Genomic DNA, 12,262 nt, shown 5'->3' with positions numbered 1-12,262 from the left:
CCAAGGAGAACACATGAGTCTTGCCACCCGTATCGAGAGCCTGGTCATCCGGGTCGCCCAAGAGTTCAACGACGTCCGGGCGACCGCAGGCAATCTCGCCAGCCTGTCCACCACCGACAAGTCAAGTCTGGTCGCGGCGATCAACGAGCTGAAGGCGGCGGTGCTTTCCGCCACCGCCATCGACGACAACCAGATCGCCACCTCCACCACCTACTCGTCGAACAAGATCGTGTCGCTACTCGACGCGCTCAAGGCCGACATCCTCGGTGGCGCGGACGCCGCTTACGACACTTTGGTCGAGATCCAGCAGCTCCTGCAGAACGGCAGCACGGGTCTGGACGCGCTCCTGGCCGCCGTCAATCTGCGTGTGCGCTTCGACGCGGCGCAGACCCTGACGGTCGCCGAGCAACTTCAGGCGCGCACCAACATTGGCGCGGTTGCGGCCGTCGATGTTGGCAACACCGACACGGATTTCGTCGTGATCTTCGACGGGGCGCTGGCCTGATGAGCCTCGCGTCCAGCATCGCCGCCCTGGCTGCGCGCATCGGCTTCGAGGTCAAGGCCAAGATCGACGCCACGCACCCTGGACTTGCTCGGGTGTGGGTGAGTTTTGGCTACGTGGGCGGTCAGATCGTGATCGGCAGCGCGCGCAACGTTGCCAGCGTCGTGCGCACGGCGGCGGGCCGGTACCGCGTGCATTTCGCAGCGGCGATGCCGGATGCGAACTACTGCTGGACGGCGCTCGCGCGGAGCAGCACCAACAGCGGCCAGCAGCGTGTGGCTGTCATTCGCGCCAGCTCCGACCTGAAAACGGCCCAGTACGTCGACATCTCTTGCGCGACGACAGCAACGTCGTTCGACGACTCCTCCGAAATCAATCTCGTGGTGTACCGCTGATGGCCTACACAGAAACCCAGCTCCAGGCCCTGGAATCCGCGCTCGCCAAGGGCGAACGGCGTGTGACCTTTGCCGACAAGACGGTCGAGTACCGCTCGGTTGACGAACTGATGGCCGCTATCCGCGAGGTCAGGCGCGGACTGCTGCAGCAGGCGGCTGAAACCGGGTTGCTGCCCGGTGCACCGCGCCAGATCCGTGTCACGACGTCGAAGGGGTTCTGATGGCCTGGTACTCCAAACTCCGTAGCCTTTTTGGTCAGCCTCCCGTCCACGAGGCGGCGGGGCGTGGCCGCCGCTCGCTGGCGTGGATGCCCGGCAACCCCGGCGCGGTCGCCGCGATGCTGGCGACCAACGCCGAACTGCGCGGTAAGAGCCGGGACCTTGTTCGGCGCAATGCATGGGCGCAGGCCGGTATCGAAGCCTTCGTAGCCAATGCGGTCGGCACCGGCATCAAGCCGCAAAGCCTGTCTGGCGACGAACGGTTCAAGGCCGAGGTGCAGGCACTGTGGCGCGATTGGGTCGAGGAAGCCGACGCGGCCGGACAGACCGACTTCTATGGCCTGCAGGCCCTGGCGTGTCGGGCGATGCTCGAAGGTGGCGAATGCCTGATCCGACTGCGGCCACGCCGTCCGGAGGATGGCCTGTCGGTACCCCTGCAGCTCCAGTTGCTGGAGCCCGAGCACCTGCCCATCAACCTGAACACCGATCTGCCGTCCGGCAACGTCGTGCGCTCCGGCATCGAGTTCGACAGCCTGGGGCGTCGCGTGGCCTACCATCTGTACCGCTCGCACCCGGAGGACGGGCGTTTGGCCCCGATGTCGGGCCAGGGCGGGATGGACACGGTGCGCATCGATGCCAAGGAGATCATTCACCTGTTCCGCGTACTGCGCCCAGGCCAGATCCGGGGCGAGCCGTGGCTGTCGCGGGCCCTGGTCAAGCTCAACGAGCTTGACCAGTACGACGATGCTGAGCTGGTGCGCAAGAAGACCGCCGCGATGTTCGCGGGTTTCGTCACGCGCGCCAACCCCGAGGACAACCTGATGGGCGAAGGCGCATCGGACGCCGACGGTATTGCGCTTGCCGGACTGGAGCCGGGCACGCTGCAGATCCTGGAGCCCGGAGAGGACATCAAGTTCTCCGATCCTGCCGACGTTGGCGGTTCGTACTCCGAATTCCTGCGCACACAGTTCCGCGCGGTTGCCGCCGCCATTGGCATCACCTACGAGCAGCTGACCGGTGATCTGACCGGCGTGAACTACTCGTCCATCCGCGCCGGGATGCTGGAGTTCCGGCGTCGCTGCGAGATGGTGCAGCACGGGGTGCTCGTGCATCAGATGTGCCGTCCGGTGTGGGCGGCCTGGATGAAGCAGGCGGTGCTCGCCGGGGCCCTGGATGCCCCGGGCTTCGATCGTGGCGGGCCAGCCCGTCGCCGCCAGTACCTCGCGGTGAAGTGGATTCCCCAGGGCTGGCAGTGGGTCGATCCCGAGAAGGAATTCAAGGCGATGTTGCTGGCTATCCGCGCGGGCCTGATGAGTCGCTCGGAAGCCATCTCGGCCAACGGCTACGACGCCGAAGACGTCGACCGGGAGATCGCCGCCGACAACCAGCGCGCCGACGACCTTGGCCTGATCTTCGATTCCGACCCTCGCTACACGTCGAAGGACGGCGGCAGCGCGGAACCCAACCGCAGCGCCAGCGTGCCTGACGCCACCGGCAGCCAAACGTCTTCCTGACCGGCCGCCAGACCGCCTTCCACAAGGATTCCCATGACCGTGCTACCCCATCTGGCGGCGCGCCTGTTCGGCGTGCCGCTGGCGATCCATCGCCCGAAACTCGACGTCATCCTCTCCGTGCTCGGTGCACGCGTCGGCCTCGCCGACCTCGCTGCGCCCGTGGGCTACACGCCTGCGGCCCGCGCGCTTGGGCCTCCGAGCGGCAAGGTCGCCGTCATTCCGATCCACGGCACGCTGGTGCGCCGAACCTCGGGCATCGAAGCCGAGTCGGGCCTCGCCAGCTACACCGGCATCGCCGCGCAACTGGATGCGGCGCTGGCCAGCCCTGAAATCGCCGCGATCCTGCTCGACATTGATTCGCCCGGTGGCGAGTCGGGCGGCGTGTTCGATCTGGCCGACCGTATCCGAGCGGCGTCGGAAGTGAAGCCCATCTGGGCTGTGGCCAACGACATGGCGTTCTCTGCAGCCTATGCGCTCGCGTCCGCCGCCGCCCGCGTGTTTGTCGCGCGCACCGGCGGCGTCGGCTCGATCGGCGTCATCGCGATGCACGTCGATCAGTCGGTGAAGGACGCTCATGACGGCGTTCGCTACACCGCCGTGTTCGCGGGCGAACGCAAGAACGACCTCAACCCGCACGAACCGATCTCCAACGAAGCCCACGCCGTCCTCAAGGCCGAGGTGGATCGCATCTATGACCTGTTCGTCGAGACGGTCGCGCGCCATCGCGGCCTCGATGCGGACGCCGTGCGCGCCACGGAAGCGGGTCTGTTCTTCGGCCCGGACGCCGTCGCCACCGGTTTGGCCGACGCCGTCGGCAGCCTTGACGACGCGCTTACACAACTCACGCAATCGCTTTCCCCACTCCCGACTCAGGTGGCTACGGCCAGCCAAGCGGGCTTTCTTCGCAACCACCAGATGGAGTCTTTCATGAATGATCGAACCGACCCCGCTGCTTCTGATCGGCCTCTTGCTGATCCTGCTGGCAGTCATCCTCAACCGTCCGCCACCGCCACCGCGCTGAGCGTGGCCGACGCCGTCGAAATCGCCCAGACCTGCACGCTGGCCGGGCGAACCGACCTGATTGCGGGCTTTCTCGAAGCGCAGTCCTCGCCCTCCAAGGTGCGCAGCCAACTGCTTGCGGCGCAGGCCGAAGCCAGTCCCGAAATCACCAGCCGCATCGCCCCCGACGCCGCGCGCCCTGTGGCCAGCAATCCGCTGATCGACGCCGCCAAGCAGATCGCGGCGCAATCCACCAAGAAGGAGATCTGAGATGCCCTCTCTCGCCGAACCTCTGAACCTGGGCGACCTGCTCAAGTACGAAGCCCCAAACCTTTACTCGCGCGACCGCGTCACGGTCGCTTCGGGCCAGAACCTGCCGCTGGGCACGGTGGTCGGCATCGTCACCGCAACGGCCAAGTTCAAACAGCTTGATCCGTCCGCAGAAGACGGCACGCAGGTCGCCGCTGGCGTGCTGCTACAGGCCTGCGACGCCACCTTGATCGACCGTGACGACGGTCTCGTCGTCGCGCGCCACGCCATCGTCGCCCACCATGCGCTCGCGTGGCCCGACGCCATCACCACCGCCGAAAAACTCGCAGCCATCGCGCAACTGAAGGCGCTGGGCGTGCTCGTCCGTCAAGGAGCCTGATCATGAACAACCCTTTCAGCAATCCTGCGTTCTCGATGGCAGCGCTCACCGCCGCCATCAACATCCTGCCCAACCGCTATGGGCGACTGGAAGAACTGAACCTGATGCCGCCCAAGCCAGTGCGTCAGCGCCAGATCATCGTGGAGGAGATGAACGGTGTACTCAACCTGTTGCCCACCTTGCCACCGGGTTCGCCTGGTACGGTTGGCGTACGCGGCAAGCGCAAGCTGCGCTCCTTCGTGGTACCGCACATCCCACACGACGACGTGGTGCTGCCGGAAGAAGTGCAAGGTCTGCGTGCCTTCGGTTCGGAAACGGAAACCGAATCCATCGCCAACGTCGTCGCACGTCACTTGGAGACCATGCGCAACAAGCACGCCATCACGCTGGAGCACCTGCGCATGGGGGCGCTCAAGGGTGTGATCCTCGACGCCGATGGGTCGGAGTTGGTGGATTTGTTTGATGCCTTCGAGATCGATCAGACCGTTGTCGAGTTTCCGTTTTCCAACGAGAAAGGTGACGTCAAAGGCGCCTGTATCGCTACGGCAGCAGCTATCGAAGAAGGTCTCGGTGGTGAGTTCTCAACCGGAATCCACGTGCTGTGCTCGCAGGAGTTCTTTGCAGCGCTGATTGCCCACCCGACGGTAAAAACGGCCTATGCCAATTGGCAAAACGGTGCCATCTTGATCAACGATGTGCGCAAGGGCTTCACCTATGGCGGCATTACCTTCGAGGAGTACCGGGGTAAAGCTGTTGCGAGAATCGGCGAGACCGTTGTCGTGCGCCGTTTCATCGAGGCAGGCGATGCCCACGCCTTCCCGACCGGCACCATCGACACCTTCGGCACCTACTTTGCACCAGCCGACTTCAACGAGACGGTGAATACGCTCGGCCTATCGCTGTACGCCAAGCAGGAGCCGCGCAAGTTTGACCGGGGCACCGACCTGCACACGCAGTCCAACCCGCTGCCGATGTGCCATCGCCCTGGTGTGCTCGTGAAGCTGGTGGCTGCATGATGGGTCTCGTCGAGCAGGTTTATGCCGCCGCTTTGAACGCGGGCCTGCTGCGTGATTGCCGGTGGCAGCCAGCCGGTGGATCTCCGTCGCAGACGCACGCGGTCGGCTTCACGGCACCGGATGATTCCGTATTCGACGGGCTGGCCTCGACCACCGACTATCAGATGTCGTACCCGGCGTCGGTGTTCGTGGGGCTGTCCCCACGCGAGGCGGTCGAGATCGATGGCGTGATCTATCAGGTGCGTAGCACCCGGGCCGTGGGCGACGGCTCGGAGATGCGCGCACAGCTCACCCGGGTGTAGTGCCGTGTCCAGCAACTCGATCCGCGAACAGATCCTGCTCGCGGTGATGGCGGCGGTCCGCACGCCGGTGGAGTCGCTTGGGGCGACCTTGCACCGCTCGCCCACGGTGGCCATCAGCCGGGAGCAATGCCCGGCGCTGGTGGTGTTCCCCGAGTCCGAATCGATCACCGAGCGCGCCAACGACCGTGTCACGCGCGAGCTCACGGTGCGCCTGGTCGCGCTGGCCCGCGCGGTACCTCCCGCCATTCCGGAAACCGAAGCCGACCGGCTGATCACCGCCGCCCACGCCGCGCTGCTGGCCGACCGGAATCTGGGCGGCTTGAGCCTTGGCATCCGCGAGCAGGAATGCGAGTGGGACGTCGAGGACGCCGACGCGGTGGCCGCCGCTATTCCCGCGCGCTACGCGATCACCTACCGGACGCTCGACACCGATCTTTCAACCAAGGGATGACATCCATGACTTCCATCGTTCTGACCCAACCGCACACCCACGCGGGCCAGGCCCACAAGGCGGGCGAACGGCTCGATGTGGATGGCAGCACTGCCGACTGGCTCATCGCCAACGGCATCGCCCGCCACGACCGCCAGCGCGTACCCGAGCCCGAGCCCCAGCCGCAAGGCGACGGCACACCCATTGAGCCCATCCGACCCATCACCACCCAACGCAAGGAACCCAAGCAATGAGCACCTACGCCAGTTTCCAAGGGCGCGTCTTCCTCGGCAAGCGCGACATCGACGGCCTGCCCGTCGAAGTGCGCTCGCCCGGCAACGTCGCCGAGCTGAAGCTCTCCCTCAAGACCGACGTGCTGGAGCACTACGAGAGCCAGACCGGTCAGCGTTCGCTGGATCACCGGATGGTCAAGCAGAAATCGGCCACTGTGAACCTCACCATCGAGGAGTTCACCAAGGAAAACCTCGCGCTGGCGCTGTACGGCAACCACGTCACCGGCAGCACGGGCACTGTGACGGCTGAACCCATTGGCGGCGCGGCTCCGGTGGTCGGCGACCGCTACTTCCTCGCGCACCCCAAGGTCTCGGCACTGGTGGTGACCGATTCGGCAGGCACGCCCGCGACGCTGACCGCAGGCACGCACTACACCGCCGACACCGACTTCGGTGCCCTCCAGTTTCTGGATACCACCGGCTTTACCGCACCGTTCAAGGCGGCCTACAGCTACGGCGTCGCCACCGAGATCGGCATCTTCACGCAGGCGCTGCCCGAGCGTTACCTGCGCCTGGAAGGCATCAACACCGCGCAGGGCAACGCCAAGGTGCTGGTCGAGCTGTACCGCGTGGCCTTCGATCCCTTGAAGGAAATCTCCTTCATCTCGGACGAGTACAACAAATTCGAGCTGGAAGGCTCGCTCCTGGCCGACACCACCAAGCCCTACGACGCGGTGCTCGGCCAGTTTGGCCGCATCGTGCAACTGTGATGGGGACTGCCATGAGTGATCTGGAAACCCTCATCCCGCAGGCGGTGGAGCTGGTCATCGATGGCGAGCCGCTGGCGATCAAGCCACTCAAGGTCGGCCAGATGCCCGCCTTCCTGCGCGCTATCACCCCGGTGATGCAGCAGATCGGCGGCGATGGCATCGACTGGCTGGCACTGTTCGGCGAGCGCGGCGACGACCTGCTGACGGCAGTGTCCATCGCCGTCGGCAAGCCCCGCGCATGGGTCGATGAGTTGGCCGCCGACCAGGCCATCCTGCTGGCAGCGAAGGTGATCGAGGTGAACGCGGATTTTTTTACCCGGACGGTGATGCCGCGCCTGAACGGAGAAATGGGCGGTCTGATCGCACAGACCAGCGCAGTGGCGGCCACAGCGGCCACGGCTGGTTCGACACCGTCCAGCACCTGATTGCCCACGGCCACCGGCTGCCGGACATCCTCGACTACACCTTGGCGCAGGTGCGTGGCTTCGCCGCCGCCACCGCGCGGGAGGACGCCGCACGCGATGCGCGGCTGCTCTCGCTGATCGCCATCGGCGCACGCGGCGACTCGCGTCACCTCGACCAGACCCTCGACAGGCTCCAAAACCATGCGCATCTCGGTTCGCATCGATAGCAAGGCCGCGCAGGCGCAGTTGCGCCGCTGGGGCGGCGAGTTCCGCGAGAAGGTCCAGAAAGTAGTCGCGCGCGGCATCGCCAGTGAGGCCGCCGAACTCAAGCAGGACGTGCGCAGCCACGTCGCGGGCCAGATGACGGTGGCCAAGAAGTCCTTCGTCAAGGGCTTCACTGCCAAGGTGCTCGACAAGGACAAGAACCGGCTGCCTGCGCTCTACGTCGGCTCGCGCATCCCGTGGTCGGGCATCCACGAGCGTGGTGGCTCTATTTCCGGCCGGATGCTGATCCCGCTGCACGGGCGTGTCGGCCGCAAACGCTTCAAGGCCCAGATCGCCGAGCTGATGCGCGGCGGCAACGCCTATTTCATCAAGAACGCCAAGGGGAACATCGTGCTGATGGCTGAGAACATCAAGGAACACGACCGGCCGTTGGGGGGCTTCAAGCGCCGATACCGCAAGGCCGAGGGGATCAAGAAATTGAAGCGCGGGGCAGACATTCCTATTGCAGTGCTGGTGCCACGCGTGCAGCTCAAAAAACGCTTGAATGTCGAGCGCCTGGTCGCTGGACGTGTTCCGCGACTGGCAGCAGCCATCGAAAAACAGCTACGACGTGTGGATTGAGCAATGGCCAATCGCATCTCTGTCCTCGTTGCCCTCGAAGGCGTTGATGAGGGGCTCAAGCGCGCCGTTGATTCGGCGGAGAAGTCGCTGGGCGAACTCTCGGGCAGCGCTAAGACTGCCGGCCAGAAGGCATCTGCCGGAATGGCCGAGGTCAATGCGGGGGTCTCCGCTTTTGGCGAACAGATCAACCGTGCCAAGACGCAACTGCTGGCCTTCCTGACCATCAACTGGGCCAGCGGCAAGGTGCAGGAGATCGTCCAGATCGCGGACGCCTGGAACATGATGTCCGCTCGCCTTAAGCTCGCCACCGCTGGCCAGCGCGAGTACGCCGTTGCCCAGAAGGAGCTTTTCGACATCGCCCAGCGTATTGGCGTTCCGATCCAGGAAACCGCCACGCTGTACGGAAAGCTACAGCAGGCGGTGCGGATGCTCGGCGGTGAGCAAAAGGACGCGCTCACCCTTACCGAGAGCATCTCGCAGGCACTGCGCATCTCGGGCGCTTCGGCCACCGAGGCGCAGTCGTCCCTGCTGCAGTTTGGCCAGGCCCTGGCATCCGGAGTGCTTCGCGGTGAGGAGTTCAATTCTGTCGTTGAGAACAGCCCCCGTCTGGCGCAAGCCTTGGCTGACGGACTGAATGTGCCGATCGGACGGCTGCGCAAGCTGGCTGAGGAGGGTCGGCTCACTGCCGACGTGGTGGTCAATGCGTTGATGGGCCAAAAGGACAAGCTGGCGGCTGAATACGCCCAATTGCCCGCCACCGTGAGCCAGGCGTTCACGCGCTTGTCCAATGCCTTCGGCCAGTGGATCAGCCGTCTGGACGAATCGACAGGCTTCACGAAGAAGCTTGCCGAGGCGCTGACCTGGCTATCGCAGAACCTGGAGTTGGTGATGCATTGGCTGCAGCGCATCGCCGAGGTGGGTCTGGCCGTGCTCATCTACCGCCTGATCCCAGCCCTGATCACGGCCTGGCAGACGGCAGGTGCGGCTGCAGTGACAGCCGCCAGCGCCACATCGGCGGCCTGGGCAACCGCCAACCTGTCGGTGTCGGCGGCTGTGGCCAGCGTGGGCTTGCTCAAGACGGCGTTTGCCGTGCTGGGCGCTTTCCTCGTGGGTTGGGAAATCGGTACCTGGCTGTCCGAGAAATTCGAGATCGTGCGCAAGGCGGGCATTTTCATGGTGGAAATGCTGGTCAAGGGCGTGGAGCAACTTCAGTACCGCTGGGAAGCCTTCGCAGCCATCTTCACTTCGGACACTATTGCCCAGGCCACCCAGCGCCACCAGCAGCGCCTCGCCGAGATGAACCAGATCTTTGCGCAGATGTACGCCGACGCGGGCAAGGGGACGGAGGCTGCCAAGGGTGCGATGAATACGGCGGCCACCGCTGTCGAGGAAATCGCCAAGCGGCTCGAAGCCGTGCGCCAAGGCACTCAGGAAGCGGTCGGACGTGGCATCGAGGCGGTACATGCTGCGTTGGAGAAGCTCAAGTCCCGGCTGGGCGAGGTCGAACAGGCGGTCGGTAAGGCGCAGGGGCAGGTCAACGACGCCACCGCCAAAATGGCCGAAGCCTACAAAGGGCTTACCTCCATCGTGGAGGCCAACCTTCAGCAACAGATCCAGGCCGTCAAAGCCCGCTACGACCAAGAAAAATCTGCCCTCGAGCTCTCCAAGCAGTCCGAGGCGGCGCAAATCACCCAGTCCACCCAACTGCTCACCGAGGCGCTCACCCAGCAAACCACGCTGCGCCGTCAGGCGACGACCGAGACACTTGGCCTGATCGATCAGGAAACGCAGGCGCGCAAGGACGCCGCCGCCCGGCAAGGCCAGACCGAGGAAGATCGCCGTGCCAACGTGCAGCGTGTCGAGAACGACATCCTGGCCACCAAGCGCCAGACGCTGACCCAGGCGCTCTCTGAGTACCGCCAGCACATCGACGCCCTCAACGCCGAGGCCAACCGGCATCTGGCGGAAGTCCAGCGCATCGAGGAGGCCAAGCGACAGCTGTCCATGTCCACGGAGGAGCGCGTGCGCGACATTCGGCGCCAGGGCATGACGGAGTACGAGGCCACGGAGGACCGGAAACGCCAGATCGCGGAGTACCAGACCAAGGCCCGTGAGCAGCTGGCCAATGGTGAATTCGAGCAAGCGCGGCAGCTCGCGCAGAAAGCGATGGATTTGGCCGCACAGGTGGCCAGCAGCCAGACCAGCGAGGCCAAGCGCGGCGAGGATGCTCGCAAACAGTCAGAACAGGCGGTATCGCAGGTCACACAACTCGAAGCACAGTCGCGCCAGGCCTTTCGCAACCAGGAGTACGAGAAGGCCAATGCACTGATGCGTCAGGCCGATGAACTCCGTACCCAGTTGGCGCAAAAGACCCGGGAGGCCGACGCGCAGATTGCCCAGGGCAAAGATGGCGTCAACCAGGCTATCCAGCGCATCCGGGAGTCCGAGGAACTGCTCAACCAGACCCTGGATGCGGAGGCCAAAGCCCACCAGACGGCGGCCCAGTCGGCCTTGACGGCCCGAGACCAGATCCGCCAGACGCTGGAGCAGACGCAAACCCAGATCGACCAGATCACATCCCAGCTTCAAGAGGGTCTGAAACTCACGCTCGATGCCGACACCACGCGCTTCGACCAGGCCATCGCTGAGCTGGACAAGGCGCTGGCCGAGAAGGAATACCTGCTGCAAATCCAGGCCGATCTGCAGGAGGCGGAAAAGAAACTCAAGGAATACGAGCAGCTGCTCAAAGAGGGCAAGACGCTGCCGGTCGATGCCGATGTATCCAAGGCCCGGGAGGCACTGGACAAGCTCAAGACCTACGCCGATCAGAACGCGCAGTTCGAGCTCAAGGTGGCAACAGAAAAAGCCCAAGCCGCGATTACCAACGTGGACGGAATGATCAAAGCCCTTGATCGCATCCAGACCGAGTCGCGCCACCAGGTCAGCACCAATGCCGATGCGGCCCGTTCAGAAATCATGAGCCTCAACGGTGCCAATACCAGCAGCACGCACACCATCTACGTCAAAAAGGTGGAGCAGAACGCTACCGGCGGCATGGTCGGCCGGGTGCTGAACTTCTCTGGTGGCGGTGCGGTAGCGCCTGCGTTCCCCCGGATGGCTGGCGGGAATGTGCCGGGCTCGGGTCACCACGACACTGTGCCACGGACCCTGGAGGCGGGCGCCTTTGTGCTTCGCAAGGCGGCGGTGCGTAAGTACGGCGCGGGCAATTTGGCGCGCCTGGCGCAAGTTTCCAATTCCGTCGCTCGTTTTGCACGCGGCGGCGCGGTCGGCCCGCAACCACCCAAGCGCAATCGCGAGGTGGTTGAAACCGAGAAGATGATCGAACTGGGCATCAAGGCACTCGGACAGATCAACTACAGCGGAAGCCTGGACGCCAAGGACAAGACCTTTGCCTACTGGATGCCGATGGCACGTACCGATCGGCGGGATCTGGAGAAACTGGTCGACCGTAAGACCCTGACCGCCAACGAAAAAGCCCAACTCGAGGGCATCCGCCAGCGTTGGCGCTACGCCATGTCAACGGTCATCATGTACGGCAAGGACTTCGAACGCGACCTGATCGACTACATGGAGTCTCTAGACGGTCAGTTCTTTGCCCGTGGGGGTTTAGCCAAGTCCGACACCGTCCCTGCGATGCTCACCCCGGGCGAGTTCGTCGTGAACCGGCAGGCCGTCGCCCGCTACGGCGCTGGCTTCTTCGAAGCCATCAACAACCTGAGCGCTCCGGCGCAGGCACTGGCCGGGCGTGCGCTGGCGGGCATCCAAGGCTTTGCCTCGGGCGGTCTGGTGCAGCCCGCAAGCCGCAGCCTGCCACGTCCGTCGTTGTCCGAAAGCACGCCCACCCGCACCGTGCGCGTGGAACTGTCTGCGGGACAGCAGAAGGTCAACGCCACCGTCGATGCGCGCGATGAAGCGCGCCTCTTGCAACTGCTAGACGCCGCCCGCGCCCGCACTGTCTGAGAT

At 64.6% G+C, this 12,262-nt stretch carries 15 protein-coding genes; all 15 read left to right on the top strand.

The window, feature by feature from the left end:
* Positions 1–13 precede the first annotated feature (13 nt).
* The 15 genes from WD006_RS03060 to WD006_RS02990 are packed head-to-tail and all read left to right on the top strand — an operon-like array spanning position 14 to position 12,259.
* Positions 14–505, top strand: a complete 492-nt coding sequence (locus WD006_RS03060; RefSeq protein WP_024973195.1) for a hypothetical protein — start codon at positions 14–16, stop codon at positions 503–505.
* The gene (locus tag WD006_RS03055) at positions 505–897 is read left to right on the top strand and encodes a hypothetical protein (RefSeq protein WP_024973196.1); all 393 of its coding nucleotides are present in this window, start codon (positions 505–507) and stop codon (positions 895–897) included. The genes WD006_RS03060 and WD006_RS03055 overlap by 1 nt, the downstream gene beginning before the upstream one ends.
* Positions 897–1,118, top strand: a complete 222-nt coding sequence (locus WD006_RS03050; RefSeq protein ID WP_024973197.1) for a phage head-tail joining protein — start codon at positions 897–899, stop codon at positions 1,116–1,118. The genes WD006_RS03055 and WD006_RS03050 overlap by 1 nt, the downstream gene beginning before the upstream one ends.
* Positions 1,118–2,629: a phage portal protein gene (locus WD006_RS03045; protein ID WP_024973198.1), complete on the top strand. Its 1,512-nt coding sequence runs from the start codon at positions 1,118–1,120 to the stop codon at positions 2,627–2,629. The genes WD006_RS03050 and WD006_RS03045 overlap by 1 nt, the downstream gene beginning before the upstream one ends.
* Before the next feature lie 33 nt (positions 2,630–2,662).
* Positions 2,663–3,898 (top strand): S49 family peptidase, encoded by a 1,236-nt coding sequence (locus tag WD006_RS03040; RefSeq protein WP_024973199.1) that lies wholly within the window; start codon positions 2,663–2,665, stop codon positions 3,896–3,898.
* Between the two features lies 1 nt (position 3,899).
* The gene (locus tag WD006_RS03035; protein ID WP_024973200.1) at positions 3,900–4,277 is read left to right on the top strand and encodes a head decoration protein; all 378 of its coding nucleotides are present in this window, start codon (positions 3,900–3,902) and stop codon (positions 4,275–4,277) included.
* 2 nt (positions 4,278–4,279) lie between these two features.
* Positions 4,280–5,293 (top strand): major capsid protein, encoded by a 1,014-nt coding sequence (locus tag WD006_RS03030; protein WP_024973201.1) that lies wholly within the window; start codon positions 4,280–4,282, stop codon positions 5,291–5,293.
* On the top strand, positions 5,290–5,595 hold the full coding sequence (locus tag WD006_RS03025; protein WP_235202017.1) for a head-tail joining protein: 306 nt from the start codon (positions 5,290–5,292) through the stop codon (positions 5,593–5,595). Before WD006_RS03030 ends, WD006_RS03025 begins: the two co-directional genes overlap by 4 nt.
* A gap of 4 nt (positions 5,596–5,599) precedes the next feature.
* Positions 5,600–6,046 carry a hypothetical protein gene (locus WD006_RS03020; protein ID WP_024973203.1) on the top strand — a complete coding sequence of 149 codons (447 nt, stop codon included), beginning with the start codon at positions 5,600–5,602 and terminating at the stop codon, positions 6,044–6,046.
* A gap of 5 nt (positions 6,047–6,051) precedes the next feature.
* Positions 6,052–6,279: a DUF7210 family protein gene (locus WD006_RS03015; protein WP_024973204.1), complete on the top strand. Its 228-nt coding sequence runs from the start codon at positions 6,052–6,054 to the stop codon at positions 6,277–6,279.
* On the top strand, positions 6,276–7,028 hold the full coding sequence (locus WD006_RS03010; protein ID WP_024973205.1) for a hypothetical protein: 753 nt from the start codon (positions 6,276–6,278) through the stop codon (positions 7,026–7,028). Before WD006_RS03015 ends, WD006_RS03010 begins: the two co-directional genes overlap by 4 nt.
* An 11-nt stretch (positions 7,029–7,039) precedes the next feature.
* Positions 7,040–7,453 carry a hypothetical protein gene (locus tag WD006_RS03005; RefSeq protein ID WP_024973206.1) on the top strand — a complete coding sequence of 138 codons (414 nt, stop codon included), beginning with the start codon at positions 7,040–7,042 and terminating at the stop codon, positions 7,451–7,453.
* Between the two features lie 41 nt (positions 7,454–7,494).
* Positions 7,495–7,659 carry a hypothetical protein gene (locus tag WD006_RS03000; RefSeq protein WP_235202021.1) on the top strand — a complete coding sequence of 55 codons (165 nt, stop codon included), beginning with the start codon at positions 7,495–7,497 and terminating at the stop codon, positions 7,657–7,659.
* Positions 7,634–8,278, top strand: coding sequence for a DUF6441 family protein (locus tag WD006_RS02995; protein WP_024973208.1), 645 nt, complete (start codon positions 7,634–7,636; stop codon positions 8,276–8,278). Before WD006_RS03000 ends, WD006_RS02995 begins: the two co-directional genes overlap by 26 nt.
* Before the next feature lie 3 nt (positions 8,279–8,281).
* Positions 8,282–12,259: a tape measure protein gene (locus WD006_RS02990; RefSeq protein WP_024973209.1), complete on the top strand. Its 3,978-nt coding sequence runs from the start codon at positions 8,282–8,284 to the stop codon at positions 12,257–12,259.
* Positions 12,260–12,262: the final 3 nt, after the last annotated feature.

The organism is Cupriavidus sp. Met-2 (assembly GCF_049843575.1).
In the GTDB taxonomy this organism is placed as follows: Bacteria; Pseudomonadota; Gammaproteobacteria; order Burkholderiales; family Burkholderiaceae; genus Cupriavidus; species Cupriavidus metallidurans.
This window is presented reverse-complemented; position numbering and strand designations above follow the sequence as displayed.

What these genes read in the sequence shown, in the direction of transcription:
- WD006_RS03060 (WP_024973195.1), top strand. Translation starts at nt 14, where the DNA reads ATGAGTCTTGCCACCCGTATCGAGAGCCTGGTCATCCGGGTCGCCCAA.
- WD006_RS03055 (WP_024973196.1), top strand. Translation starts at nt 505, where the DNA reads ATGAGCCTCGCGTCCAGCATCGCCGCCCTGGCTGCGCGCATCGGCTTC.
- WD006_RS03050 (WP_024973197.1), top strand. Translation starts at nt 897, where the DNA reads ATGGCCTACACAGAAACCCAGCTCCAGGCCCTGGAATCCGCGCTCGCC.
- WD006_RS03045 (WP_024973198.1), top strand. Translation starts at nt 1,118, where the DNA reads ATGGCCTGGTACTCCAAACTCCGTAGCCTTTTTGGTCAGCCTCCCGTC.
- WD006_RS03040 (WP_024973199.1), top strand. Translation starts at nt 2,663, where the DNA reads ATGACCGTGCTACCCCATCTGGCGGCGCGCCTGTTCGGCGTGCCGCTG.
- WD006_RS03035 (WP_024973200.1), top strand. Translation starts at nt 3,900, where the DNA reads ATGCCCTCTCTCGCCGAACCTCTGAACCTGGGCGACCTGCTCAAGTAC.
- WD006_RS03030 (WP_024973201.1), top strand. Translation starts at nt 4,280, where the DNA reads ATGAACAACCCTTTCAGCAATCCTGCGTTCTCGATGGCAGCGCTCACC.
- WD006_RS03025 (WP_235202017.1), top strand. Translation starts at nt 5,290, where the DNA reads ATGATGGGTCTCGTCGAGCAGGTTTATGCCGCCGCTTTGAACGCGGGC.
- WD006_RS03015 (WP_024973204.1), top strand. Translation starts at nt 6,052, where the DNA reads ATGACTTCCATCGTTCTGACCCAACCGCACACCCACGCGGGCCAGGCC.
- WD006_RS03010 (WP_024973205.1), top strand. Translation starts at nt 6,276, where the DNA reads ATGAGCACCTACGCCAGTTTCCAAGGGCGCGTCTTCCTCGGCAAGCGC.
- WD006_RS03005 (WP_024973206.1), top strand. Translation starts at nt 7,040, where the DNA reads ATGAGTGATCTGGAAACCCTCATCCCGCAGGCGGTGGAGCTGGTCATC.
- WD006_RS02995 (WP_024973208.1), top strand. Translation starts at nt 7,634, where the DNA reads ATGCGCATCTCGGTTCGCATCGATAGCAAGGCCGCGCAGGCGCAGTTG.
- WD006_RS02990 (WP_024973209.1), top strand. Translation starts at nt 8,282, where the DNA reads ATGGCCAATCGCATCTCTGTCCTCGTTGCCCTCGAAGGCGTTGATGAG.